The 24,650-nt window shown below is 71.9% G+C and carries 15 protein-coding genes and 1 pseudogene; 4 read left to right on the top strand and 12 right to left on the bottom strand.

The genetic code is table 11. From position 1 onward, the window contains the following. Nucleotides 1-315: 315 nt before the first annotated feature. From MQC88_RS13120 to pilG, 5 genes and pseudogenes are all read right to left on the bottom strand, one after another. Nucleotides 316-2,565, bottom strand: a pseudogene (locus MQC88_RS13120) (FimL-related protein); the annotation flags it as partial. Between the two features lie 100 nt (nt 2,566-2,665). Then, nucleotides 2,666-4,687 (bottom strand): methyl-accepting chemotaxis protein, encoded by a 2,022-nt coding sequence (locus tag MQC88_RS05675; RefSeq protein ID WP_243319813.1) that lies wholly within the window; start codon nt 4,685-4,687, stop codon nt 2,666-2,668. 36 nt (nt 4,688-4,723) lie between these two features. Next, complete coding sequence (locus MQC88_RS05680) at nt 4,724-5,278, bottom strand: chemotaxis protein CheW (protein ID WP_243319815.1); 555 nt, start codon at nt 5,276-5,278, stop codon at nt 4,724-4,726. Between the two features lies 1 nt (nt 5,279). After that, nucleotides 5,280-5,645 (bottom strand): response regulator, encoded by a 366-nt coding sequence (locus MQC88_RS05685; protein ID WP_243319817.1) that lies wholly within the window; start codon nt 5,643-5,645, stop codon nt 5,280-5,282. Nucleotides 5,646-5,665: 20 nt separating this feature from the next. Then, complete coding sequence (pilG, locus tag MQC88_RS05690; RefSeq protein ID WP_243319819.1) at nt 5,666-6,067, bottom strand: twitching motility response regulator PilG; 402 nt, start codon at nt 6,065-6,067, stop codon at nt 5,666-5,668. A gap of 195 nt (nt 6,068-6,262) precedes the next feature. Here pilG and gshB point away from each other — a divergent pair, with 195 nt between their 5' ends. Genes gshB through MQC88_RS05705 form a run of 3 tightly spaced genes read left to right on the top strand, consistent with a single transcriptional unit; the run spans nt 6,263 to nt 8,672 of the window. After that, on the top strand, nt 6,263-7,231 hold the full coding sequence (gshB, locus tag MQC88_RS05695) for a glutathione synthase (RefSeq protein ID WP_243320314.1): 969 nt from the start codon (nt 6,263-6,265) through the stop codon (nt 7,229-7,231). Continuing rightward, nucleotides 7,231-8,106, top strand: a complete 876-nt coding sequence (locus tag MQC88_RS05700) for an energy transducer TonB (RefSeq protein ID WP_425491555.1) — start codon at nt 7,231-7,233, stop codon at nt 8,104-8,106. Before gshB ends, MQC88_RS05700 begins: the two co-directional genes overlap by 1 nt. 2 nt (nt 8,107-8,108) lie before the next feature. Then, nucleotides 8,109-8,672 (top strand): hypothetical protein, encoded by a 564-nt coding sequence (locus MQC88_RS05705; RefSeq protein WP_243319821.1) that lies wholly within the window; start codon nt 8,109-8,111, stop codon nt 8,670-8,672. Nucleotides 8,673-8,679: 7 nt separating this feature from the next. On the opposite strand, the gene tsaB is transcribed toward MQC88_RS05705, so the two are convergent. Genes tsaB through mrcB form a run of 4 tightly spaced genes read right to left on the bottom strand, consistent with a single transcriptional unit; the run spans nt 8,680 to nt 14,324 of the window. Continuing rightward, complete coding sequence (tsaB, locus tag MQC88_RS05710; RefSeq protein ID WP_243319823.1) at nt 8,680-9,369, bottom strand: tRNA (adenosine(37)-N6)-threonylcarbamoyltransferase complex dimerization subunit type 1 TsaB; 690 nt, start codon at nt 9,367-9,369, stop codon at nt 8,680-8,682. Beyond that, on the bottom strand, nt 9,366-11,354 hold the full coding sequence (gene yoaA, locus MQC88_RS05715) for a DNA repair helicase YoaA (protein WP_243319825.1): 1,989 nt from the start codon (nt 11,352-11,354) through the stop codon (nt 9,366-9,368). The genes tsaB and yoaA overlap by 4 nt, the downstream gene beginning before the upstream one ends. 1 nt (nt 11,355) lies before the next feature. Then, nucleotides 11,356-11,868, bottom strand: a complete 513-nt coding sequence (locus MQC88_RS05720; RefSeq protein WP_243320317.1) for a hypothetical protein — start codon at nt 11,866-11,868, stop codon at nt 11,356-11,358. Nucleotides 11,869-11,882: 14 nt separating this feature from the next. Next, nucleotides 11,883-14,324 carry a penicillin-binding protein 1B gene (mrcB, locus tag MQC88_RS05725; protein ID WP_243319827.1) on the bottom strand — a complete coding sequence of 814 codons (2,442 nt, stop codon included), beginning with the start codon at nt 14,322-14,324 and terminating at the stop codon, nt 11,883-11,885. Between the two features lie 147 nt (nt 14,325-14,471). Here mrcB and MQC88_RS05730 point away from each other — a divergent pair, with 147 nt between their 5' ends. Continuing rightward, nucleotides 14,472-16,565 (top strand): glycosyltransferase, encoded by a 2,094-nt coding sequence (locus MQC88_RS05730; RefSeq protein WP_243319829.1) that lies wholly within the window; start codon nt 14,472-14,474, stop codon nt 16,563-16,565. 10 nt (nt 16,566-16,575) lie between these two features. Here MQC88_RS05730 and MQC88_RS05735 read toward each other — a convergent pair whose 3' ends face one another. The 3 genes from MQC88_RS05735 to hrpA form a co-directional block, all read right to left on the bottom strand. Then, nucleotides 16,576-18,216 carry a hypothetical protein gene (locus tag MQC88_RS05735; protein ID WP_243319830.1) on the bottom strand — a complete coding sequence of 547 codons (1,641 nt, stop codon included), beginning with the start codon at nt 18,214-18,216 and terminating at the stop codon, nt 16,576-16,578. A gap of 111 nt (nt 18,217-18,327) precedes the next feature. Beyond that, entirely contained in the window at nt 18,328-20,496 is a 2,169-nt protein-coding gene (locus MQC88_RS05740) for a RelA/SpoT family protein (protein WP_243320320.1), read from the bottom strand. A gap of 135 nt (nt 20,497-20,631) precedes the next feature. After that, nucleotides 20,632-24,624, bottom strand: coding sequence for an ATP-dependent RNA helicase HrpA (hrpA, locus tag MQC88_RS05745; protein ID WP_243319832.1), 3,993 nt, complete (start codon nt 24,622-24,624; stop codon nt 20,632-20,634). Nucleotides 24,625-24,650 lie beyond the last annotated feature (26 nt).

Raw genomic sequence — 24,650 nt, forward strand, 5'->3', positions numbered from 1 at the left:
GATCCAATGGTCGACGCTGGCGAGGTGGCCACCGATCTCGACGTCGAGGATCTCCAGCAGCACCGGATCGACGTTGGCGGCGACGCCTTCTTCGACCGGCTCGGCTTCCACTGCCGCGACGGCGGCCGCTTCGCCGGCTTCCGGAGCCTCGGGCACGAAGGCGTCGTTGGTTGCGGGCTCCGCGGCGGATTCCTCGAGGATCGCAGCGGGCGCGGTGTAGATCGCCTCTTCGCCGGCGGCGATGCGATCGGCGATCGCCTGCATGCCTTCGAGGTCGGCGTTGATGGCGCCTTCGCCCCGCAGCGCCGCGTGCAGCTGCGGCAATGCATAGAACGCCTGGTCGACCATCGCCACCACCGCCGGCGTCGCCGGCCGGGTGCCGTCGAGCACGCGGTTGAGCATGTTCTCGGTCTTCCACGCGAACTCGCCCAGGGTCTTGGCGCCGACCAGGCGGCCGCTGCCCTTGAGGGTGTGGAAGACGCGCCGGATCGGGCGCAGCTTTTCCAGGTCCTCGGGGGCTGCGCGCCACGGCGGCAGCATCTGGTCGAGGTTGTCGATTTCCTCCTCGAACTCCTCGAGGAAGACTTCACGGATCTCGTCGTCGATCTCGTCGCCGGTGAGCTCGAAGCCGCCGGCGGTGCCGGTGCCGACCGGGGCAGGCACGTGCACGGGAGCCGCGGGGGCTTCCGGGGCTTCGCCCGGGGCGGCCGCCGGCGTGGCGACGGGATGCGCGGCTTCGCCCGGGATTTCCGGAAGCGCCAGCGAATCGGCCTCTTCCAACACGGGCACCGGTCCGATTTCGACGTCCAGGGTGTCGACGTCGCCGGCCTGAAGGTCGGCCGCGGCGATGAAGGGCGTCGGCTCGGCGGCCGGCAACGGCCAGTAGCCCAGCGACTCGAGGCTGTTGCGGGCGATGTCGAGGATGTCGTCGCGGTTGGGGCGCTGCTCGCGCAGCGCCTCCAGGTAGTACTCCAGGCTGGCCAGCGCGTCGGCCAGGGTGTCGAGCTGGCGGCCGTTGGGTACGCGGTGGCGCGCGATCAGTTCGCGCTCGGTGTACATGCGCACGCCGGACAGGTATTGCGACGGCAGCGGCAGTTCCAGCATCTGCAGCGCGCCACCGACTTCCTGCAGCAGGCGCGGGACCTCGACCAGTTCGCCGTGGTCCCAGTTGGTTTCCACGAACGCGACGAAGGCCTGGCGGGCGTCGGCGAAGTTGGCAATCGCCTCGCGTGCCAGCACCTCCAGCACCTTGCGCGATTCGCTGGCGAGCATGTCGTCGTCGCCGGCGGCGTTGGGCCCACCCAGTCGCGCGACCTGCTCGTCGAGCGACGCATCCACGTACAGCAGCGCGCCGGCGATATCCAGCAATGCGCCCTCGTCGGCATTGCGGTCGCCATCGACGATGCGACGCATCGCCTCGCGCTGCTGCTGCACGACGTTGCGGGCGACCCCGAGGCCGAGCATGCCCAGGGTGTCTGCGACACGACCCAGCGCCTCGACCTGCGGCCGCAGGCCGGCGACATCGCCCTGGCCGCTGCGCAGGTGCAGGTCGAGCGCATCCTTGACCCGCAGCAGGTCTTCCTTGACCGCGGCGGACACGGTATCCAACAGCGCGCGATTGCGGCCGGTCAGGCTGCCCTGCGCATGCGCCAGTTCGGATTCGCTCGGCGCGGGCGCATCGAGGTCGAACGTTTCGCGCAGGTCCTTCAGCGCGGCGTGATCGCCGTCGGTGTGGGCGACGTGGTAAAGCAGTTGCCGGGTCGGTTCCAGCGCGGCTTCGGCGCGCGGCATGCCGAAACCATCGTCCTCGAACAGGCGCCGGGTTTCACGCTCGACGCTGGCAAAGGCCTGCCGCAGCGCGGCGGTCGCCGGCAACGCGCCATCGCGCAGGGCGCCGGCCACGGAGGAGGCAACCCACAGCATGCGCCGCGCGGCTTCCTCGCCGGACTGCGACAGCAGCCCGTCGATGGCGGCGGCGAGGGACGCGGCCGACGCCGGTACCCCCTGCTCGGGCCAGGTCGCCAGCGCGTCGTGCAGCTGTGCCAGCAGCGGCGCGGCGCTGGCTTCGCGCGATTGCCGCGACGGCGTCGCGTCGGTCGCCAGGGCTTCGGGCAACGGCCGTTGCAAGTCCGGCGCGAACAGCACGCTCTCGCTGAGGCCGGTTTCGCCGCGCGCCGCGCGCAACTCGTTGAGCAACGGCAGCAGCACGATCGGGATGTCCTTGTGCCCGCCCTGCAACCGCTCCAGGTAGTCGGGCAACAGCACCACGCCGCGCATGAGCGTGGCGCAGGCCTCGTCGCGCTCCGCCACGCTGCCTTCCTGCAGGGCCTGCGCGAGCTGCTCCATCTCCTCGGCCACCATCGCCGGCGCATACAGCTCGACCATGCGCAGGGTGCCCTGCACCTGGTGCAGGTAGCTGGCGCAGAAGCGCATGCGGCTGGTGTCGGACGGATCCTCGGCGAAGGCCTCGATCTCGATCCGCGCCTGGCGCAGGGTCTCGTCCAGCTCCGGCTTGACCCAGCCCAGCGTGGTGTAGTCGATCGCGTCGCGCAACACCGTGGTCATCGTGCGCCCCCCCGCGGCGCGCGCCCCGGGGCGCGGCTCAGGTCAAGGACGGCCACGCGGGCGGGAGCGGACATGTTCATCGCGAAGACGACCTCGCCGCTCAGGCCGGCAGCTTGAAGTCGGCGACCGAACGACGCAGGTCGGCCGCAAGCTGCGCCAGGTTTCCGATCGACTCGGCCGTCTGGTTGGCGCCCTGCGAGGTCTGCGCGGTGATCGACTGGATCGTGTTCATCGCCTGGGTGATGTTCGACGCCGCCGCGGTCTGCTGCTGCGCCGCGTTGGAGATGCCCTGGATGAGGTCGGCGAGGCTGGTCGACACGTTTTCGATCTCGCCCAGCGCGGTACCGGCGTCCTCGGCCAGGCGCGCACCGGCGACCACTTCGGAAGTCGTCTGCTCCATCGAGCTGACGGCCTCGTTGGTGTCGGCCTGAATCGTCTGCACCAGGGATTCGATGCGCTTGGTCGCGTTGGACGAGCGTTCGGCGAGTCGCTGCACTTCGTCGGCCACCACCGCGAACCCGCGGCCCGCCTCGCCGGCGGACGCCGCCTGGATGGCCGCGTTCAGCGCCAGGATGTTGGTCTGCTCGGAAATGTCGTTGATCAGTTCGACGATCGAGCCGATTTCCTGCGAGCTCTCGCCCAGCCGCTTGATGCGCTTGGAGGTTTCCTGGATCTGGTCGCGGATCGAGTCCATGCCGGCGATCGTCTGCCGCACCACGCCGGCGCCGTTGGTCGCGATCTGCACCGAGCGCTGCGCCACCTCGGCCGACTCGGCGGAGTTCTTCGAGACCTGGTTGATGCTGGCGGCGATTTCGTTGATCCGGTCGGACGCCGAGTTGATTTCGGTGGCCTGGTGCTCGGCGGCCTCGGCCAGGTGCATGGCGGTGGCCTGCGTCTCCTGCGCACTGGAGGCCACCTGCACCGAGGTGTCGGTGATCGTCTGCACCAGGCTGCGCAGCTGCTCGACCGCGAAGTTGATCGAGTCGGCGATCGCGCCGGTCATGTCCTCGGTGACCGTCGCCTTCACCGTCAGGTCGCCTTCGGCGAGCGAACCCATCTCGTCCAGCAGGCGCATGATCGCCTCCTGGTTGCGGTTGTTGAGCTCCATCGTGGTTTCGTAGCGCTTGCGCTCGGCGCGCCGGGTGCTGAAGTACAGGCCGACCAGCGAAACCAGTACCAGCGCGCCCGACAGGATGCTGACCCAGACGCCGCCGATGATGCTGGTGTCCTTGAGCGAGCCGAAGGCGGTGAAGGCGCTGAACAGGTTTTCGCTGTCCGACAGCAGCTTGTCGGAGCCGGTGGCGATCGCGGTCGCGGAGTTCTGGGCGCGGAACAGGTTCTGGGACGTGCCGAGGATCGCGTCGAGGTCCTTCTTCATCTCGACCCAGAGGCTATTGGCCTGGTTGAGCGCGGCCAGCGCATTGGCGTTGGTCAGCTTCTGCACGTTGAGCGTGGCGTCACCCTGGCGCAGGCCGTTCAGCACCTGGCCGAACACGCCGGCGTCGCGCGCCAGCGCGTCGCCCGACAGCGAGGCGGTGGCGCCGCCAGCCTGGATCTCGGCGACGCGGCGGGCCATGGTCGCTGCCAGCACCACCTCGCGCAGGGCGATGTAGATCTGCGAGGACTGCGAGCCGGAGGCCGACATCGCGCGCACCACTTCGTCCATCTGCGCCTGCAGCTGCGGCACCTTCTGGGTGAAGCTGCTGGCGTTGCCCGCCAGGCCGAGCACGGCCTTCTCCGAGCCGATCACCTGGTCGGCGTTCTTGGCCAGCGGCGTCCAGGTCTGGGTGACGGTGTTGATCGGGCCGGCGACGCCGGCGGTCTGGCCGAAGCGGTCGTTGAGCAGCTTGATGTCGCTGTCGATCTGCTGGCGCGTGGCCTTGAACGCGGCGAACGACTCGGCGTTGCCGCCGACCGCCTCGCGGCCCTGGTTGGCCAGGCGCTGCGAGTTCACCTGCAGGTTCGAGGCCGCGGTGCTGGCACCGCCCAGTCGCGCCGCCTTGGTGGTCGCCCAGATGGTGTTGCCGGCGAAAACCAGCAGCGACAGCAGCAGCAACCAGATCCAGACGTTGGTGCCGATGGTGCGGCCCTTGCCGGCGACATTGTCCATTACAGTGCTCATGGTTCGACCTCGACCTTCGGTTGCGATGCGCGGCGGTCAGGCCGCGGCTTGTCTGAATTCGGGAGTGCGGGCCAGCCGTTCCAGGCTGAAGATGCCCCAGGCGTTGTCGGCGTACGCATAGGCACGATCGACGAAATGCGCGTAACGGCCTTCGGCCAGCTGGTGTTCGGGAAGCGAATCGGCGGGCAGCAGCTGCTCCTCGACGAAGCTGCGCTGCCCGAACAGCTCGTCGATCGTGACCGCGACGTCGCCGCCGGGCTGGCGCACGATCAGTACACGCTGGCCCTCGTGGATCACGGTGCGCTCGCCTTCCAGGAACTGCTTGAGGTCCACGATCGGCAGCAGGTTGCCGCGGACGTTGGCCACGCCGAGCATCCACGGCTGCGCGCCGGGTACCGGTGTGACCTGCGGCATCGGCAGGATCTCGACCACCTCGTCGAAACCGGCCGCCAGCCGCTTGTGGCCGATGCGGAAGCCCACGCCGCGCCACAGGCCGGGCGCGTCCAGCTGTTCGGGCAGGCCGGCGACATGTGCCAGGCTGCGCCTTTCGTAGTCGGCGAGGATCTCGAACGGGCCGCGGCGCTTGCTCATCTCAGGCACCGAGCAGCTCGTTGATGCGGGCGACCAGCGCGCCCTCGTCCGGCGGCTTGACGATGTAGTCCTTGGCGCCCTGGCGCAGGCCCCAGGCCCGGTCGGTCTCCATGCCCTTGGTGCTGACGATCAGCACCGGGATGGCGCTGGTGGCGCCGTCGCGCGACAGCGCGCGCGTGGCCTGGAAGCCGTTCATGCCGGGCAGCACGACGTCCATCAGCACCAGGTCGGGCAGTTCGCGCTTGCAGACCTCGATGCCGTCCTCGGCGCTGCCCGAAGTCAGCACCTGGTGGCCGTTGCGTTCCAGCAACTGGGTGAGCACCGCCGTGTCGGTCGGCGAGTCCTCGATCAGGAGAATGCGTGCCATTGGATTGCCCTACCCCCCGGTCAGGCGTTGACGTGCTTGCGGATCGCGTCGAGCAGCTCTTCGCGCGTGAATGGCTTGGTGACGTACTGCTCCGAGCCGACGATGCGGCCGCGGGCCTTGTCGAACAGGCCGTCCTTGGACGACAGCATGATCACCGGCGTGGACTTGAACAGCTGGTTGTTCTTGATCAGCGCGCAGGTCTGGTAGCCGTCCAGGCGCGGCATCATGATGTCGACGAAGATGATCTGCGGCTGGTGGTCGGCGATCTTGGCCAGCGCCTCGAAGCCGTCGGTGGCGGTGACCACGTCGGCGCCCTCGCGCTTGAGCAGCGTCTCGGCGGTGCGCCGGATCGTCTTGGAGTCATCGATCACCATCACGCGGAGGCCATCGAGGCTTCCGGTGCGGCTGTCATCTGGCGTCATTGCTGCTCCCCTGTGCGCGACGCTTCGTGATTGCCGGCGTCGCTGCGAAACCCCTATATCCCAGCCCGCGCCGGCAGTGTCAAGTTTTCATTTGACCGGCTCGTGTCCCTGAACGCGTTCACCCGCTCCGGAACGCCGCCGGGGCCGGCGCGCACCCCTGCTACCATGCGTCGCATTCTGCCGCGGACCGGTCGCATGGTGCTCGATATCGTCGTCGTGATGGATCCGATCGGGACCATCAAGATCGCCAAGGACTCGACCTTCGCGATGCTGCTCGAGGCGCAGCGACGCGGCCATCGCCTGCACTACGTGCGTCCCGGCGGGCTGTGGCTGCGCGATGGCGTGGCCATGGCGACCACGGCGGCGCTGACCGTGCGTGACGACCCGGCCGGCTGGCACGAACTGGGCACCCCGTCACGGCGTGCGCTGGGTTCCGGCGACGTGGTGCTGATGCGGACCGACCCGCCGGTGGATGCCGAATACATCCACGACACCCAGATCCTGGGCATCGCCCAGCAGGCCGGGGCCATGGTGGTCAACGACCCGCGTGGCCTGCGCGACATGAACGAGAAGCTGACCGCGCTGGAGTTCCCGCAGTGCTGCCCGCCGACCCTGGTCAGCCGCGACCCCGCCGCGCTCAAGGCCTTCGTCGCCGAGCACGGCGAGGCGGTGCTCAAGACCCTGGACGGGATGGGCGGGCGCTCGATCTTCCGCGCCCGGCACGGCGACCCCAACACCAACGTCATCCTCGAGACCCTGACCGGCGGCGGCCTCCACCTGGCCATGGCGCAGCGCTACATCCCGGAGATCAGCGCCGGCGACAAGCGCATCCTCCTGGTCGACGGGGTGGCGGTGGACTACTGCCTGGCGCGGGTCCCGCAGGGCGACGAGTTCCGCGGCAACCTCGCGGCCGGTGGTCGTGGCGAGGGCCGGCCGCTGTCCGAGCGCGACCGCTGGATCGCCGCCCAGGTCGGGCCGGAGATGCGGCGGCGGGGCATGGTCTTCGTCGGCCTGGACGTGATCGGCGACTACCTGACCGAGGTCAACGTCACCAGCCCGACCTGCATCCGCGAACTCGACGCCCAGTACGGCCTCAACATCGCCGGCCAGCTGTTCGACGCGATCGAGGCCCGCTGCCGCCAGCCGGAGCCCGCGCCGCGCTGATGTCCGCCGTCGCCGCCCCCCGCCCGCAGATCGGCGACCGCGATCGCCTGGGCGCCACCCTGGTGCTGTCGCTGCTGCTGCACGGGATGCTGATCCTGGGAGTCGGCTTCGTGCTCGACGATGCCGCCCCGGTCATGCCGACGCTGGACGTGATCCTCACCCAGACCCGGTCCGCGCTGACCCCGGCGCAGGCCGACTTCCTCGCCCAGGCCAGCAACCTGGGCGGCGGTGACGACGACAAGGCGAGTCGCCCGCGCGACCCCCAGACCGGGGACATCGCCAAGCCCGAGGACGGCGTCGCCCCGCGCGAACTGCGGGCGCAGACACCGGCGCCGCAACCGCCCCCGCAGGCGCGCGTCGTCAGCAGCAGCAGCGGCCAGGCCCGCGCGCCGCTGCCCCAGGCCGCCGCGCAGGTCGAGCCGGCGCCGCTGCCGCCCGGGCAACTGAAGATCGAGCACGACATCGCCATGGCGCGGCTGGCGGCCGAGATCCACCTGCGCTCGCAGCGCTATGCCAGGCGGCCGTCGCGCAAGTTCGTTTCCGCCAGCACCCGCGAGTACGCCTGGGCCGCCTACCTGCGGGCCTGGGTGGACCGGGTCGAGCGCGTCGGCAACCTCAATTACCCGGACGAAGCGCGCCGTCGCCACATCGGCGGCGTGGTCGTGATCAACGTCGGCATCCGCCGCGACGGCACGGTGGAGCGTGCCGACATCGTCAAGTCCAGCCACATCCCGCTGCTGGACGCGGCCGCGCTGCGCATCGCCAAGCTCGCCGAACCCTATCCGCCGCTGCCGAAGACGGCCGAGGACCCGGACATCCTCAACGTCGTGCGCACCTGGCAGTTCATGCCCGGCGGCGAACTGATCGACCGCTGAGCATGACCCCGTTCGAATACCTCTCGGTCCTGATCTCGATCGTCATCGGCCTGGCGATCACCCAGCTGCTGTCGGGCACCGCGCGGCTGATCCAGATCCGGGCGCGGGTGCGGCCGCACGCCACCACCCTGCTGTGGATGGCGACCCTGTTCCTGCTCGACACCCAGATCTGGTGGGCGGCGTTCGAGCGCCGCGACATCGGCCAGTGGAACTTCTTCCTGTTCCTGTTCTACCTGTTGCAGCCGACGCTCGCGTTCCTGCTCAGCTACCTGGTGCTGCCGGAGCTGGGGGACGAGGACGAGATCGACCTGCCGGCGAACTTCGCCGGCAACCGGCCGTGGTTCTTCGGCCTGCTCGCGCTGCTGCCGCTGGTCAGCCTGGCGGACGAATACATCGACGCGGGCGCTGTCCCCAGCGACGCCGACGCCGCCTTCCGGGTGCTGTTCCTGCTGCTGGCGCTGGTCGCCGGCCGCGTGCACGGCGCGCGCGCCCAGCTGTGGTTCGCCGGCAGTTCGCTGGCATTGCTGTGCGGTTACGTCGGCCTGCTGTTCCTGCACCTGTCGTGAGGGCGGTTCACGATCCGCGGCGCCCCTGCTGCTCGGCCAGGGTGAGGGCGACGTTGTCGCGCAGGTAGGCCGGTTCCAGCCGTTCCGGCGCCACCGCTTCGCCGCGGGCGAAGGCCGCCACCGCCAGCCGTGCGACGTCCGCCGCATGCGGCAGGGCGCCTGCGTCGACGCTGGCGAGCCGCGCGCCGAATCGCGCCGGCAGTGCGCCGTCCGCGGCGGCGAAGCCGGTACCGACGCCGTGCCAGCCGTCGCCTTCCGGCAATGCGGCCGCACCGGGCGCGACCACCGCCTCGGCCTGCAGCAGCCGCAGGCCGTCGCCTTCGCGCCCGAACGCGGCCAAATAGACCTCGCCCATGCGCGCGTCGATCGCGGCGAGGATGCGCTCGCCGGCCGCCGGCAGCGCCAATGCGGCAAGCGTCGACACCGGTACCACCGGGCGATCCAGCGCCAGCGCGATGCCCTGCGCGATCGCCACCCCCAGGCGCACGCCGGTGAATGCGCCGGGCCCGCGCCCGGTGGCGATCGCATCGAGCTGCGCCTTCGCGACGCCCGCCTCGGCGAGCAAGGCTTCCGCCCACGGCAACGCCAGCTCCGCGTGCCGCCGCGGCGCCAGTTCGAAGCGCTCGTGCAGCGCGCCGTCCAGCCACAGCGCGACCGAGCAGGCTTCGGTCGAGGTCTCGAAGGCGAGCAGCTTCATCGCGGGCCGGTTCCGGTCATGGCCGGGGATTCTGCCGCAAAGAACGCTTCGACATCGCCGACGTCGCGCGTGCGCGGCAGCGGCGGCAGCGAATCCAGGAACACGCGGCCGTAGCTCTTGCCGGCCAGGCGCGGATCGCACAGCACCAGCACGCCGCGATCGCTTTCGGTGCGGATCAGGCGGCCGACGCCCTGTTTGAGCGCGATCACCGCCTGCGGCAGTTGCTCGTCGCGGAACGGATTGCCGCCGCCACGGCGCACCGCCTGCAGCCGCGCCTCGAACACCGGATCGTCCGGCGCGGCGAACGGCAACTTGTCGATCACCACCACGCTGAGCGCGGCGCCGGCGACGTCGACGCCCTCGCGGAAGCTGGCGGCGCCCAGCAGCACGCCGTTGCCGGAATCGCGGAAGCGCTGCAACAGCTGCGCGCGCGGTGCTTCGCCCTGCACGAACAGCGGCCACGGCTGGCCACGCAGCGCCTGCGCCGCTTCGCGCAGCGCGCGATGCGAGGCGAACAGCACGAACGCGCGCCCGGCCGAAGCCCGCAGCACCGGCAGCAAGGCCTCGACCAGGGCCGCGTTGTAGTCGCGCGACATCGGCTCGGGCAATCGCGGCGGCAGGTAGCACAGCGCCTGCGCGTTCCAGTCGAAAGGACTGGGCTCCAGCAGCGTGGTCGGCGCTTCGAGTCCCAGCCGCGTGGCGACGTGGTCGAAGCGGCCGGCGACCGCCAGCGTCGCAGAGGTGAACACCCAGGCCGCGTGAGAGCGCTCGCGGTGCGCGCGCAGCGGGCCGGACACGTCCAGCGGCGTGCGCTGCAATCGGAAGCCGCGCGGGGTCAGCTCGTACCAGCGCACGTCGTCGTCGACGGCATCGAGCCCGGAATCGAGGTCGCGCTCGACCAGCCAGCGCGCCAGGCGCGCGGCCGAATCCTGCGCGCGTGCCTGGCAGGCGTCGAACCCTGGCGACGCTTCGCGCACCGGCCCCAGCGCTTCGCCGAGCTGCGCGAGCGCCGCGGCCAGGGCCTCGAACGCCGCCCGGACCGGCGCTTCCTCCAGCGCCCGCTGCTGGGTGCCGCGCGTGGGCAGCACGTCCATCGCCGCACGCAGGGCGCGGCCGGCGTGTTCCAGTTGCTGCGCGGGTCCCTGCACCAGCGCGAGCGAACCCGGGACGTCCTTGCATTCGCGCAGCGCATCGCGCGCCAGCTCCACCAGCGGGCGCGCGCCCAGGCCCTCGCCGAAGAACTGCGCGGCCAGTTCCGGCAACTGGTGCGCCTCGTCGACCACGAATGCCTGCGCCCCGGGCAGGATCTCGCCGAACCCTTCCTGCTTCAGCGCCAGGTCGGCGAGCAGCAGGTGGTGGTTGACCACCACCAGGTCGGCGGCCTGCGCGCGCTGCCGCGCCTGCACGACGAAGCAATCCGCCCAGAACGGGCATTCGCTGCCCAGGCAGTTCTCGGCGGTGCTGGTGACCAGCGGGACCAACGGCGAATCGTCCGGCAACCCGTCGAGTTCGGCCAGGTCGCCCATGCGCGTGCGCCCTGCCCAGGCGACGATGCGCTGGAACAGCGCGACCTGGTCGTAACCTGAAAGCGTGCCCCTGGACAGTTGCGGATCGCCCTTCGCCTGCTCCAGCCGGTACCTGCACACGTAATTGGCGCGGCCCTTGAGCAATGCGCTCTTGAGGCCGACGCCGAGCGCGTCGCGCACGCGCGGCAGGTCGCGGTGGTAGAGCTGGTCCTGGAGCGCGCGGGTACCGGTGGAAACGATGGTCTTCAGGCCCGACAGCAAGGCCGGCACCAGGTAGGCATAGGTCTTGCCGGTGCCGGTGCCGGCTTCGGCCAGCAGCACGTCGCCCTGCTCGAACGCCTGCGCCACCGCCTCGGCCAGGCGCTGCTGCGCCGGGCGCGGCGCGAAGCCGTCGATGGTTTCGGCGAGCGCGCCCCCCTGCGCCAGCGCGGCGTGGCTGCGGTCGGTCAGCGCGGACATCTCAGAACCGGTTCGGGCCGGCGACCTTGCAGTCGTCGACCTGCGCCTGCGCCGACTGCGCGCCGGCGGCGTCGCCGGCGACCAGCCGCGCCTGTCGCACCGTGGCCCAGTGCCGCCGGCACAACGGGCCGACTTTCGCGCCCAACTCGTAGGCGCGGCGCGCAAGGCGCTCGGCGTCGTCGAATTGCCGCAGCAGCAGCGCCGCCTCGGCGCGTTCCTGCAGCAGCGCCGGATCCTCCGGCACGATCGCCAATGCCTGGTCCAGCGCCGCCGCGGCGTCGGCGTACCGCTGCCGGCTTTCCAGCTGCAGCGCGTCCTCGCGCAGGTCCTCGACCATCGGGTCGCGCAGCGGCTGCACCGCCAGTTCGGCGTCATCGTGGCCGGCGGTCGCGCGGATCGCCGCCACCATCGCTTCCGGTGAGGCGTCGGTCAGCGCGGCGGGCGGCGGCGGCGCCGGCGTGGCGCAGGCGACGAGCAGCACGAACGTGCCGGCCGCAAGCGCACGCAACGCCATGGACGGGAACGCCGTCACGGCGCTTCCGCCGGCGCCGGCCGCGGCGCCGGCTCGGGCTGCGGCGGCGCCTGTTTCGCCGGATCGTCGCGATCGCCCCAGCCGAACCAGCTGCGCCAGCCGCCTTCGCGCCCGTCGTCCTGCTGCCCTTGCTGCTGGTAGTAGGGATCGGGGTTGGCGTAGACGCAGGGCTGGTAGGCCGGCGCGAAGCCGGCGACGAAGGCGAAGCGGCGTGCGCCCGGACATCCGGAATCGGTGCTGCGCGACTGCACGACCCACTGCCAGTCGATGCCCTTGTCGGCGACCTGCAGCGGCGCGCTCGGCAGCCGCGAGAAGATCCCGGACCACACCTTCATCGCGCCGGTGGCGCCATACAGGCCCGTCATCTCGTTCTGGTCGTTGCCGACCCAGATCACCGCGAGGTGGTCGCCGGTCCAGCCGGCGAACCAGCTGTCGCGCCCGTCGTTGCTGGTGCCTGTCTTGCCGGCGGCGTTGAGCCGCCCGAGGCCGTCGGCGACCAACTGCCGCCCGGTGCCGCCGACCACCGCCTGCTGCAGCGCGATCGTCACCAGCCGCGCCGCGATCGCATCGCCTTCCTGCGCCGGCGCCGGCGCCTTGTCGTAGCGGTTGACGACCTTGCCGTCGCGGTCGATCACGCCGCGCACCGCGTGCAGCGGCTGGATCTCGCCGTCGGAGGCGAGGAACTGGTACAGCTGCGCCATCGCGTACGGGCTCTGGTCCATCGCGCCGAGGATCAGCGAAGGATTGGGATCGGCGTGGATCCCGGCCAGTGTCCGGATCAGGTCGGCGACGCGTTCGGGCTGCACCTGCATGCCCACGCGCACCGTGGCCTGGTTCCAGGAATGCGCCAGCGCATCGACCAGGCGCACCGTGCCGTGGCTGCGGCGGTCGGAATTGCCCGGGCTCCAGCGCTTGCCGTTGTCCAGGGTGATGGTGACCGGGCTGTCGTCGACGAAGCTGGCCAGCGACCAGCGCCCCGGTTGCGCCAGCGCCAGCAGGTACACGAACGGCTTGATGATCGAGCCGACCGGGCGCTGCGCCTCGACCGCGCGGTTGAAGCCGTGCTGCGCGAAATCGCGGCTGCCGACCACTGCGCGGACCTCGCCTTCGTGCACGTCGGTGAGCACCAGCCCGGCCTGCAGCGGCGGCCGCTTCCTGTTGTCGAGCGACTTCAGCGTCCTGGTCACCGCGCCCTCGGCATAGGCCTGCGCCGCCGGCGACATCGCCGTCATCACGCTCAGGCCGGCGCCCTGCAGGGCATCGGCGGGGTAGTCGCGCGCCAGTTGTCGCCGCACCAGGTCGACATAGGCCGGGAAGCGGTTGGCCGAGGTGCTGCCCGGCGCGTCGGTGATGCCCAGCGGCGCCTTCTGCGCGCGCGCCAGTTCGGCGTCGTTGATCAGGCCGGTCTCGTGGAACTTCTCGAGCGCGAAATCACGGCGCGCCCTGGCGCGCTCCGGGTTGCGGCGCGGGTCGTACCACGACGGGCCGCGGATGATGCCCACCAGCAGCGCGACCTGTTCGGTCGACAGATCGCGCAGGTCGCGTCCGAACCAGAATTCGGCGCCGGCGGCGACGCCGCGGATTTCCTGCGCGCCGCGCTGGCCGAGGTAGACCTGGTTGAGGTAGGTCTCCAGGATCGTGCGCTTGTCGTAGCGCGCCTCGATCAGCAGCGCGTACAGGATCTCGTTGAACTTGCGGGTCAGGGTCTGCTCCTGGCCGATGCCGAGCAGGCCGCTGCGCGCCAGCTGCTGGGTCAGGGTGCTGGCGCCCTGCTTGGTCTGCCCGCCCGAGCGCACGGTGACGAACAGCGCGCGCAGCATGCCGGACAGGTCGATGCCGTGGTGGTGGGCGAAATCGCGGTCCTCGACCGCCTGCAGCCCGGTGATCAGCAGTTCCGGCACCTCCTCGATCCGCACCAGCCGCCGCTCTTCCTGCTTCTGTCCGTACAGCGTGGCGATGCGCGCCGCGTCCAGCCGGGCCGACTTGACCGCGCGCTTGCGCGCCAGGTCGCGCACGCTGGCGACGCGGTTGCCCGACAGCACCACTTCGATCCGGCTCGGCCCGACCATGCCGGCCACGTCCTGGAAGCCGCGGCTGGCGATGCGCCAGCGGCCGCCGTCATGGCTGTAGGTGCCGGGACGCACCCCGGCGCCGTCGTCGCGGTAGGACGCGGCGTCGAGCTCGGTCTTGAGCGTGCGCGCGTCCATCGCCAGCCCCTGCGCCAGCAGCAGCGGCCGTGCGTAGACCCGGGTCGGCAGCTGCCAGCGCAACTGGCCGAAGTGCGCGCCGACCTGGTGGTTGAGGTAGAGGGTGTAGGGAATCAGGAACCCGAGCCCGAGGCCGACCGCCGCCAGGCCCCAGGTCAGCAGCCGCCGGCGCCAGTCGCCGGCCGGGGTGGCGTCGAGATCGTCGTCTTCGTCGTAGTCAATGCGCGGCATGGGTTCCGTGGCACGAATGTGGGGGCCTGCGCCGGCAGGCGTGCGGATGCGACAATGGCCGGGCATGCCGGGAAGCGCCGAGTCTAGCGCAGGCCATTCCGCCGCCCGGGCAGGCATCCTTCCCCAGTCAGCCGGAGTTCCGTTGGCATGTCGTTGTCGTTGGCCGATGCGCGGTTCCTGTTCGATCGCGCGCTCGGCCTGCTGCGACGCGGCGCCACCAGCCTGAGGACGCGCGGCTGGCGCGCCAGCTGGGAACGCGCGGCGATCCAGTTGCGGCGTGCCCCCGCGGCCGCGGTGGACGCGTTGTTCCGCCCCGCCGACGACGCCTTCGCGCCGTTTTCCGTGCCCGCGTCCGCGCATCCGCGCGCCAGCATCGTGATCCCGGTCTATGGCCAGTTCGCGCATACCCTGGCCTGCCTGCGCGCGCTGGCCGCGCATCCGCCTGCCGCGGCGGTCGAGATCATCGTCGTGGACGACGGCTCCACCGACGCGACCACGACCGCGCTGCCGCAGGTCGCGGGCCTGCGCTACCACCGCCGCGCGCAGAACGGCGGCTTCATCGCCGCCTGCAACGACGGCGCCGGGCTCGCCCGCGGCGAGGTCCTGGTGTTCCTCAACAACGACACGGTGCCGCAGCCCGGCTGGCTCGACGTGCTGCTGGACACCTTCGATGCGCACCCGGATGCCGGCCTGGTCGGCGCCCAACTGCTCTACCCCGATGGCCGCCTGCAGGAAGCCGGGGGCGTGGTCTTCGCCGACGGTAGTGGCTGGAACTACGGCCGCTTCGAATCGCCACGCGATCCGCGCTATTCCTACCTGCGCGATGCCGATTACGCCAGCGGCGCCGCGCTCGCGATCCCGCGCGCGCTGTTCGCGCAGGTCGGCGGCTTCGACCCGCGCTATGCACCGGCCTACTACGAGGACACCGACCTGGCGTTCGCGGTGCGCGCCGCCGGCCGCCGCGTGCTGTACCAGCCGGCCGCGCGCGTGGTCCACGACGAAGGCACGACCTCGGGCACCGATACCGGCAGCGGCGCCAAGGCCTACCAGGTACGCAACCGCCAGCGTTTCGCGGAGCACCGGCGCGCCGAACTCGCGTTGCAGCCCGCGCCGGGCACGCTGCCGTCGCCGGCCGTCCTGCACCGCCGCCAGCGCCAGGTGCTGGTGATCGACGCGCTGACGCCGCAACCGGACCATGACTCGGGTTCGCTGCGGCTGGTCAACCTGATGCGGCTGCTGCGCGAGGAAGGCGCGCACGTGGTGTTCCTGCCGGCCAACCGCGCGCATGCCGGGCGCTACACCGAGGCCTTGCAGCAGCTCGGGGTCGAGGCCTGGTACGCGCCCTTCGCCCGCCGTGCGCCGGCCTGGCTGCGCGAGCATGGGCCGCGCTTCGACAGCGTGCTGCTGTGCCGCCACTACGTCGCCCGTGAATTCCTGCCGCTGCTGCGCGCGCACGCGCCGCAGGCGCGGATCGCATTCGACACCGTCGACCTGCATTACCTGCGCGAGCAGCGCGCGGCCGAACTGCGCGGCGACGAAGCGCTCTTGCGCAACGCCGCGCGCACGCGCGCGCTGGAGCTTGACGTGATCGCGCGCAGCGACGTCACCGTGGTGGTGAGCGCGGCCGAACGCGAACTGCTGGCCCGCGACGCACCGCGGGCCACGGTCGAGGTCCTGTCCAACCTGCACCAGCCGGCGGGGCCGGGGCTGCCGTTCGCGCAGCGCCACGACCTGGTATTCGTCGGCGGTTTCCGCCATCCGCCGAACGTGGACGCGGTGCGCTGGTTCGCCGCCGAGGTGTTCCCGCGCGTGCGAGAACGGCTGCCCGGGGTCCGCTTCCATTGCATCGGCAGCCACGTGGTGCCCGAAGTCGAAGCGCTGGCGTCGCAGCCGGGCGTACTGGTGCACGGGCACGTGCCCGACATCGCGCCGTACATGGACGGCTGCCGGATCGCGGTGGCGCCGCTGCGCTATGGCGCCGGGGTCAAGGGCAAGGTCAACCTGAGCATGGCCCACGGCCAGCCGGTGGTGGCGACGCCCAGTGCGGTGGAAGGCATGCACCTGGGCGACGGCGAGGACGTGCTGGTGGCCGCCGATGCCGCGGCCTTCGCCGATGCGCTGGTGCGCCTGTACCACGACCAGGCGCTGTGGCAGCGCCTGAGCGCGGGCGGCCTGGCCAACGTCGAGCGCCACTTCTCGCTCGATGCCGCGCGCGACTGCGTGCGCCGGCTGCTGCTCTGAGCGCGCCCGGCTAGGGCTGGTCCGCGGGCGACGCGGCCCGCAGCCGCTGCTCGAACGCATCCAGCCCCGGGGCGGCCGGGTCGTTCGCGCGCGCGGCCGCCAGTGCCGCGCGCGCGCGCGGCAGTTCGCCCGCCGCCAGGCGTTCGTCGCCGTAGGCCAGCCAGCGTCCGGCGAGCCGTTGCCGCGCCTGCGCCACCCCTGCGCTGTCGCCGTCCAGTGCCTGCCAGGCATCGAGGCAGGCATCGGCGCGACCGAGGTTGTTGCCGCGCAGTTCTCGATCGAAGCATTCGCGCGCGGCCGGCAGCAGGCGCGCGGAGGCGCGGCGCACGGCGGCGTCGCCTGGCGCGATCGCGCGCGCGGCGCGCAGCTTGTCGAAGGCACTGTCGCCCGGCGGCGCGAGCAGGTCGCCGCGGCCCTCGGCGGCCACGGCATCGGCCAGCAGCGCCTGCACCCGGCGCCGCCGTTCGCGCGCGGACAGCGGCGATCCGAGCCGGGCCTTGGCCTGCTGCGCGCGCACCACATGGCGCGCGGCGGTGGCCACCGCGCTGTCCTGCGGCGCCAGCGCGCGCGCCCGCTCCAGCGCTGCGCCGGCGTCGGCGAAGCGGAAATCCGAGGCCAGCCGTTCCGCGCGCTGCGCCCAGGCGACACCGACCCGTTCCAGCCCCTGCGCCGCTTCGGCGTCGCCGGCATCGATCGCGAGCAGCGCGCGATATCCCTGCGCGGCGGCGTCGAGGCGGCCACGGCGGCGGTCGCCCTCGGCGCGTTGCCGCGCCTGTTCCAGTGCCCGCGCCAGCGCTGCCTCGGCACCGGGCAGGTCGCCGTGGCCGGCATCGTAGCCACGCGCGGCCGCGATCATCGCCGCGGCCGGCGCCAGCTCGCCGCGCGCCAACGCCTGTCGCGCCTCCTGCAACAGGTCGGCGAGCGCGTCCTCGCGGCCCTCCAACGCTTCCACGCGCTCGGGCTGCAAGGCCAGCACCCGCTGGTAGAGCGGCAGCGCGGCCGTATCGCTGCCGTCGAGCCGGTGCTCGGCGCGGGCCCTGGCAGCACGCATGAGCAGCTGCGCGATGCCGGCACGCGCCGCTTCGCGTGCGCGCAGTTGCGCGGCGACCGCGTCGGCCTGCGCGCGCGGCACCGACAACGCCTGCGCCAGCGCAAGATCGCGATGGGCCTCCTCGAAGCGCCCCGCCGCGATCGCGCCTTGCGCGCGCGCCAGCGCCGCCTGCGCCACCTGCATCAGGCCGTCGCGGGCTTCGTTGCGGTCCGGATCCATCGCCAGCGCCGCCTCGTACAGCTCGCGCGCGCCGCTGCCATCGGCCGCGCTCAGGCGGCCCTGCGCCAACGCCTGCGCCGCCTGGGCGCGCAGCACCTGGGCGCGGGTCTGCGGCCAGAGGCGCTCGGCCAGCGGGCGCCTGAAGCCGAGCAGCAACGCCAGGGCCACGGCGATCGCGCACAGCGTCGGCACCAGCCAGCGTGGTCGCGACCGTGGCCGTGCGTGCGGCCGCGACGCCGCCGTTTCGAACCAGGCGGGATCGAGCGTGCCGGCGACCGGTTCCCGGCGCGGCGGGCGCGCGGGATCCACCGGGAGCCCGGAAGGGCGGTGCTCGTCGGGATCGCGCTCGCGGGGCATCGCGGCCAGCATAAGAGAAGCCACGATCATCGCAGCGTCTGCATCCGCTGCGATCGCCGGGTGTTCCAGCTGCCGTGCGTCTGCCGGCCGGCCCCCGCGGCATGGGCCGAACAGGCGAAACCGTCGCAAGGTCGCCTAGGGCGTGGCGCGTCGCGCCCGTTCCACGCCCGGCAGGCCATCGAGCTTGCCGAGCAGCCGCGACAGCTGGCCGAAATCGGCCACCCGCAGCCGCAGCCGCAGGCGCACCCGGCCGGCACGCGCGTGCTCGCTGTGGATGTCGAGCACGTGGGTGTCTTCCTGCGCGATCAGGTTGGTGACGTCCTTGAGCAGCCACTTGCGGTCGCTGGCGTCGACCAGCACCTCGACCTCGTGCCCGCCACCGCCGTGGCTGCCCCATTCCACCGGCAATACCCGCTGCGGCTGCGCCGCCGACAAGCGCAGCAAGGTGGCGCAATCACCGCGGTGCACGCTGACGCCGCGACCGCGGGTGAGGTAGCCGGCGATCGCCTCGCCCGGCAGCGGCTGGCAGCAGCGCGCGATCTGCACCAGCAGGTTGCCGACGCCGACCACCGTGAACGCCGGGGACTTGGTCGCCGCGGGCTTGCGCGGCGCACGCGGCCTGGCCGGCGCGGTCGCGCGCACGGGCTCGCTGCGCGCGCGTTCGTGCTCCAGCAGCACGCGCACGACCTGGTGCGGGCCGACGTCGCCCAGCGCGACCAGCACCTGCAGGTCCTCGATGCCGTCGGCGTTGAACTTCTGCAGCGCCGGCGCCGGGTCGGCGTGCTGCAGGCCGACCCGCTTCAACTCGCGGTCCAGCAGTTCACGCCCGGCCTGCACGTTGCGGGCGCGGTCCAGCTTGTGGAACCAGTTGCGCACCTTCTCGCGCGAGCGCGGGCTGGCGAGGAAACCGTTGGCCGCGACCAGCCAGTCGCGCCGCGGCTCGCCGGTCTTCGCGGTCAGGATTTCGACCCGGTCGCCACTGCGCAGGCGATGGTCCAACGGCACGATGCGGCCGTCGACCTTGGCGCCACGGCAACGGTGGCCGACTTCGGTATGCACGTGGTAGGCGAAGTCCAGCGGCGTCGCGCCCAACGGCAGGTCGACCACCTCGCCTTTCGGCGTCAGCACGTAGATCCGGTCCTCGACCAGCTCGCTGTCGAGCTCGCCGAGCAGGCCGGCCTCGCCGCCGTCATCCTTGCCGCCATCGACGTGGGTGTCGAGCAGGCGCCGCATCCATTCGATCTTGCGGTCCAGCGCGGCGTCGCCGGCGGCCGAGCGTCCCGCCCCGCCGGCCGCCCCGCCCGCTTCCTTGTAGCGCCAGTGCGCGGCCACGCCGAGCTCGGATTGCGCGTGCATCTCGAAGGTGCGGATCTGCACTTCCAGGGTCTTGCCTTCCGGGCCGACCACCGCGGTGTGCAGCGAGCGGTAGTCGTTGCGCTTGGGGCGCGCGATGTAGTCGTCGAACTCGCTGGGCAGCGGCAGCCACAGCGCGTGCACCACGCCCAGCGCCGCGTAGCAGGCGGCGACGTCGTCGACCAGCACCCGCACCGCGCGCAAGTCGTAGAGCTCGCCGATCGGCACGTCCTTCTTCTGCATCTTCTTCCAGATGCTGTAGATGTGCTTGGGGCGGCCGGCGACCTCGGCGTGCACGCCCTGCGCCGCCAGCGCGCCCTCCAGCGCCGCCTTGACCTGCTCGATGTAGCGCTCGCGGTCGCCGCGCTTTTCGTCGAGCAGGCGCGCGATCCGGCGATAGGTGTCCGGGTCCAGGTAGCGGAAGGCGAGGTCTTCCAGCTCCCACTTCAACTGCCAGATGCCGAGGCGGTTGGCGAGCGGGGCGTGGATGTCGCGGGTCAGCTGTGCCAGCGCACGGCGCTGCTCCTGCGACAAGCGGTCCGCGTGGCGCAGCCGCGCCAACTGCCGCGCCAGCAGGATCGGCACCACCCGCAGGTCGCGCACGATCGCCAGCAACAGCCGGCGCAGGCCTTCGCTGCCGCTGCCGTGGTCGCGGCGCTCGGCGTGCAGCGCCCACACCTGGTTGGCGGCCGCCTGGCCGTCGAGCAGGGCCACCACTGCCGGGAACTCCCGCGCCAGCCGCGGCTGCAGCGCCTGCCGCAGTCCGGGGGCGACATGCAGGATCGCGGCGGCGAGGACGTCACCATCGGATTCCAGCAGTGCCAGCGATCCCAGCGTGTCGGCAAGCACCGGCGCCGGGTCGCGCAGGGCGACGGCGCCGGCGGCGATGCCTTCCCGCAACAACGCCTGCAGCGCCGGTGCGATCGCGGCACACGCAGGCGCCGCCAGCATGGCTGGCGTCAGCGTGGCGGCCTGCGGGTTGTCGTGCTCGGGGGGAGGCACGGCGTTCACGACGAGGGGATCGATCGCCACCATATCCGGGTCGACGCGACCCGGACAAGCCGGGTTCGCTCGCGGCGACGACGCCTACGACGCCGGGCGTCGCAGTTGCGCCAGCCGCGCCGCCAGCTTCTTCGCCGAAACGCCGCCGCGGGCGCCGAGCTCCTGCGCGAACAGCGAGACCCGCAACTCCTCCAGATCCCAGCGCAGCGCCTGCCATTCCGGCGCACCTGCTTCGCCGGCCGCGGCCAGCGCATCGGCGAACGGCTTGAGCTCCAGCATCCGCGCCTGGTCGCGCACCGGATCGCGCAGCGCGCGCTCGCCACGCAGCGCCAGCGCCTTGAGGTAGCGTGGATATTCGGACAACGCGCTTGCCGGCACCTCGCGCAGGAAGCCCGGCGGCACCAGGGCGGCGAGCTGCGCGCGCATGTCGTCGAGGTTGCCGCTGGCCCAGCCGAGCAGCTTCGAGTCCAGTTTCGCCCGCACCTGCGCCACCAGCGCGAGGATGGTCTCTGCCTGTTGCAACCTCGACATCGCTTCGGGGAACAGCTCCCTGGCGACGGCGTCGCGGCGGCGGGCGAAGGCATCGGCGTCGCGGATCCCGCCGAGGCCGTCGGCGGTGAGCGCGGCGAAGGCGCCGTCGACGAGATCGGCGCGCAGCTGGTCGCCACCCTGCCCGCCCGGCTTGCCGGCCTGCGGCCGCGGCGCCGCGGACTCGATCGCCGCATGCAGCAGTGCGGTCTTTGGTTGCAGCGGCAGCTGCCGGCGCGCCTGCTTCAACTTGTCGGCCAGTGCGAGCGCCAGCAGCCGGCGCACGCCGGCAGGATGCGTGCGTTGCGCGAGCGCGCGGTCAGCGTGCACCACCAGCGAAACGCTGTCGCCATCATCGCGCAGCGCCGGATACGCCGGCACGCCGCCGGCACCGGGCACCGACTCGGGGATCGGGGTTTCCGGGAACGAGGCCAGCTCGGCGCGCGCCATGCCCTGCGCGGCGTGGCGAGCGAAAGCCGCGGCGGCGCGGGCGCCGAAACGCGCACGCAGGTCGTCGAGGTCGCGGGATTCGACCAGCACGTCCGCCGCTGGTCCATTGCGGCGGTCGTCGCCTTGGGCGGACGCATCGAGCAGGCGCAGGTTGGCGTGCAGGTGCGGCTCGATCGACGCGGGATCGAATTCGGTCGCCGCCAGCGCCACGCCAGTGGCCTTGTGCAGGAAGCGCGCGAGTTCGCCCTCGATGCTGTCCGCCGAGGGCTGCGGCCAGGCCTCGGCGAATGCGCGCGCGAAATCCGGCCCCGGGACGAAGTTGCGACGCAGCGCCTTGGGCAGCGAGCGGATCAGCGCCGCCGCCTTGTCGGCGACGAAGCCCGGCGCCAGCCATGACAGCCGCGCCGGATCCAGCGCGCCCAGCAGGTGCAGCGGTACCGCGACGGTCATGCCGTCGTCGGGCGCTCCGGGTTCGAAGCGGTAGCGCAGCGCCAGGCGCGCATCGCCCAATGCCAGGTACGGCGGAAAACGCGCGGCGTCGCTCTCGTCGCCGACCAGCAGTTCATCGCGCGACCATTCCAGCGCCTTTTTCCTGTCCGGCGTCAGCCTTGCGTACCAGGCGTCGAGCGCCTGCACGTTGTGCACCTCCGGCGGCAGCCGGTCGAGGTACCAGCGCGCCTGCCAGTCCTCGTCCACCACCAGCCCGGCGCGGCGCTGCTTGGCTTCTTCTTCGCGCGCCCGCGCCAGCGTGGACAGGTTGCGTGCGAGGAAGGCGCTGCGGGTGTCGATCTCGCCGGTCAGCAATGCGTCGTGCACGAAGATCAGCCGCGATTCCTCCGGGAACAGCGCGCCGTAATGGATCGGCTTCTTCGGCGCCAGCACCAGCCCGAACAGGCTGACCTGCTCGCTGCCGAGCACCCTGCCCTGCGCGCGCGACCAGCGAGGATCGAAATGCCGTCGCGCCAGCAGGTGCGGCAGTTCGGCGATCGCCCATTCCGGCTCGACCGCGGCGTTGGTCAGCGCCCACACCTTCTCGGTGTCCAGCAGCATCGCCGAGAGCACCCACGGCGGCGGCTTCTTCGCCAGCGCCGAACCCGGGAACAGCTGGAACCTGCGCCCGCGCGGGCCCTCGTACTGCGCCCCCGCCTTGCGATCCTTGTCGGCCTGCGCGCGGTGCCCAAGCTGGGTCGGCAGGCCGGCGATCAGGGCGCGATGCAGGGCGACATAGGCGCGGGCGTCGAGCGAGGCCGCCGCCGCGGACTGCTGCCACCCCAGCTCGTCGCACAACAGCTTCAGCTGCCGATGCAGTTCACGCCACTCGCGCAGGCGCAGGAAGCCGAGGAAATGCTTCTCCGCCCACTTGCGCAGCTGCGACTGCGTGAGCTCCTCGTGCGCGGTGCGGTAGGCGTCCCAGAGCTTGAGGATGCCGACGAACTCGGATCGCGGATCCGCGAACGATGCATGCGCGTTGTCGGCTGCGGCGCGCTGGTCGGCGGGACGCTCGCGCGGATCCTGGATGCCGAGGAAGCTGGCGATCGCCAGCATCTCGCGCAGGCAACCGTGCGCATGCGCCGCCACCAGCATCCGCGCCAGCTTGACGTCGATCGGCATGCGCGCCATGAGCCTGCCGGTCGCCGTCAGCTTGCGCGAGGCATCGACCGCGCCCAGTTCGGCCAGCGTCTGCCAGCCATCGGCGACCGCGCGCGGCTCCGGCGGCTCCAGGAACGGAAAATCCTCGACGTTGCCCAGGCCCAGCGACAGCATGCGCAGGATCACGCCCGCGAGCGCGGCGCGGCGAATTTCCGGATCGGTGTACTGTGGCCGCGACTGGAAGTCGGCCTCGGCATACAGCCGGTAGCAGGTGCCCGGTGCGATGCGGCCGCAGCGGCCGGCACGCTGGTTGGCGCTGGCCTGGCTGATCGGTTCGACGTGCAGGCGATCGAGCTTCTGCCGCGGGCTGTAGCGCTTGACCCGCGCGTAACCGGGGTCGACCACGTCGTGGATCCGCGGCACCGTCAGCGAGGTTTCGGCGACGTTGGTGGCCAGCACGATGCGGCGCTGCGTGCCCGGATGGAACACGCGGTCCTGGTCGCGCGCCGACAGCCGCGCGTACAGCGGCAGCACTTCGGTATGGCGGTACTTGCGCTGTTCCAGCGCCTGGTGGGCGTCGCGGATCTCGCGCTCGCCGGGCAGGAACACCAGCGTGTCGCCGGTCGGACGCCCGCGCGCGATCTCGTCGCAGGCGGCGAGGATGCCGTCCAGCACCGAGCGCTCGCCCGCTTCCGCGCCCTCGCCTTCCAGCGGCCGGTAGCGCAGCTCCACCGGATAGCCGCGGCCCTCGACGTCCACCACGGGCGCGCCACCGAAATGCGCGGCGAAGCGCTCCGTATCGATCGTCGCCGAGGTCACCACCAGCTTCAGGTCCGGCCGCCTGGGCAGGAGCTGCTTCAGGTAACCCAGCAGGAAGTCGATGTTGAGGCTGCGCTCGTGCGCCTCGTCGATGATCAGGGTGTCGTACTTCGACAGCCAGCGGTCGGACTGGACTTCCGCCAGCAGGATGCCGTCGGTCATGAACTTGACCGCGGTCCGCTCGCCGACGTTGTCGTTGAAACGCACCTGGAAGCCGACCGCGTCGCCCAGCGGCACCTGCAGTTCCTCGGCCACCCGCCGCGCCACCGCGCGCGCGGCGATCCGCCGCGGCTGGGTGCAGCCGATCATGCCGGCGGCGCCGCGGCCGGCAGCCAGGCACAGCTTCGGCAGTTGCGTGGTCTTGCCGGAGCCGGTTTCACCGGCAACCACCACCACCTGGTGCGCGCGGAGCAGCTCGACGATGCGGCCGGCCTGGGCCGCGATCGGCAGCGACGGATCGACCGGCGCCTGCGGCAGCGCGGCGGCGCGGGCCGCGCGCGCCGCGACCGATGCCTGCAGGGCCTGGGCGAACGCGGCCTCCACCGCGGCATCGTCCGGCCTTGCGTTCCAGCGCGACCACAAGCCCAGCAGGCGGCCGCGGTCGCGGCTCAGCGCGCCGTCGATCGCGCGCCGGGCCTGGGACGATCCGGGCCGGGCCTGCGTTTCGATAGGCTTCCTGTATCGCTTCATTCGCAAATATTCATTTCCCGGCGCTG

Origin of the sequence: Cognatiluteimonas sedimenti (genome assembly GCF_022808325.1) — a bacterium.
In the GTDB taxonomy this organism is placed as follows: Bacteria; Pseudomonadota; Gammaproteobacteria; order Xanthomonadales; family Xanthomonadaceae; genus Cognatiluteimonas; species Cognatiluteimonas sedimenti.

Coding starts and splice junctions, on each gene's coding strand:
- MQC88_RS05675 (WP_243319813.1), bottom strand. CDS start 4,687: ATGAGCACTGTAATGGACAATGTCGCCGGCAAGGGCCGCACCATCGGC.
- MQC88_RS05680 (WP_243319815.1), bottom strand. CDS start 5,278: ATGAGCAAGCGCCGCGGCCCGTTCGAGATCCTCGCCGACTACGAAAGG.
- MQC88_RS05685 (WP_243319817.1), bottom strand. CDS start 5,645: ATGGCACGCATTCTCCTGATCGAGGACTCGCCGACCGACACGGCGGTG.
- pilG (WP_243319819.1), bottom strand. CDS start 6,067: ATGACGCCAGATGACAGCCGCACCGGAAGCCTCGATGGCCTCCGCGTG.
- gshB (WP_243320314.1), top strand. CDS start 6,263: ATGGTGCTCGATATCGTCGTCGTGATGGATCCGATCGGGACCATCAAG.
- MQC88_RS05700 (WP_425491555.1), top strand. CDS start 7,231: ATGTCCGCCGTCGCCGCCCCCCGCCCGCAGATCGGCGACCGCGATCGC.
- MQC88_RS05705 (WP_243319821.1), top strand. CDS start 8,109: ATGACCCCGTTCGAATACCTCTCGGTCCTGATCTCGATCGTCATCGGC.
- tsaB (WP_243319823.1), bottom strand. CDS start 9,369: ATGAAGCTGCTCGCCTTCGAGACCTCGACCGAAGCCTGCTCGGTCGCG.
- yoaA (WP_243319825.1), bottom strand. CDS start 11,354: ATGTCCGCGCTGACCGACCGCAGCCACGCCGCGCTGGCGCAGGGGGGC.
- MQC88_RS05720 (WP_243320317.1), bottom strand. CDS start 11,868: ATGGCGTTGCGTGCGCTTGCGGCCGGCACGTTCGTGCTGCTCGTCGCC.
- mrcB (WP_243319827.1), bottom strand. CDS start 14,324: ATGCCGCGCATTGACTACGACGAAGACGACGATCTCGACGCCACCCCG.
- MQC88_RS05730 (WP_243319829.1), top strand. CDS start 14,472: ATGTCGTTGTCGTTGGCCGATGCGCGGTTCCTGTTCGATCGCGCGCTC.
- MQC88_RS05740 (WP_243320320.1), bottom strand. CDS start 20,496: ATGCTGGCGGCGCCTGCGTGTGCCGCGATCGCACCGGCGCTGCAGGCG.
- hrpA (WP_243319832.1), bottom strand. CDS start 24,624: ATGAAGCGATACAGGAAGCCTATCGAAACGCAGGCCCGGCCCGGATCG.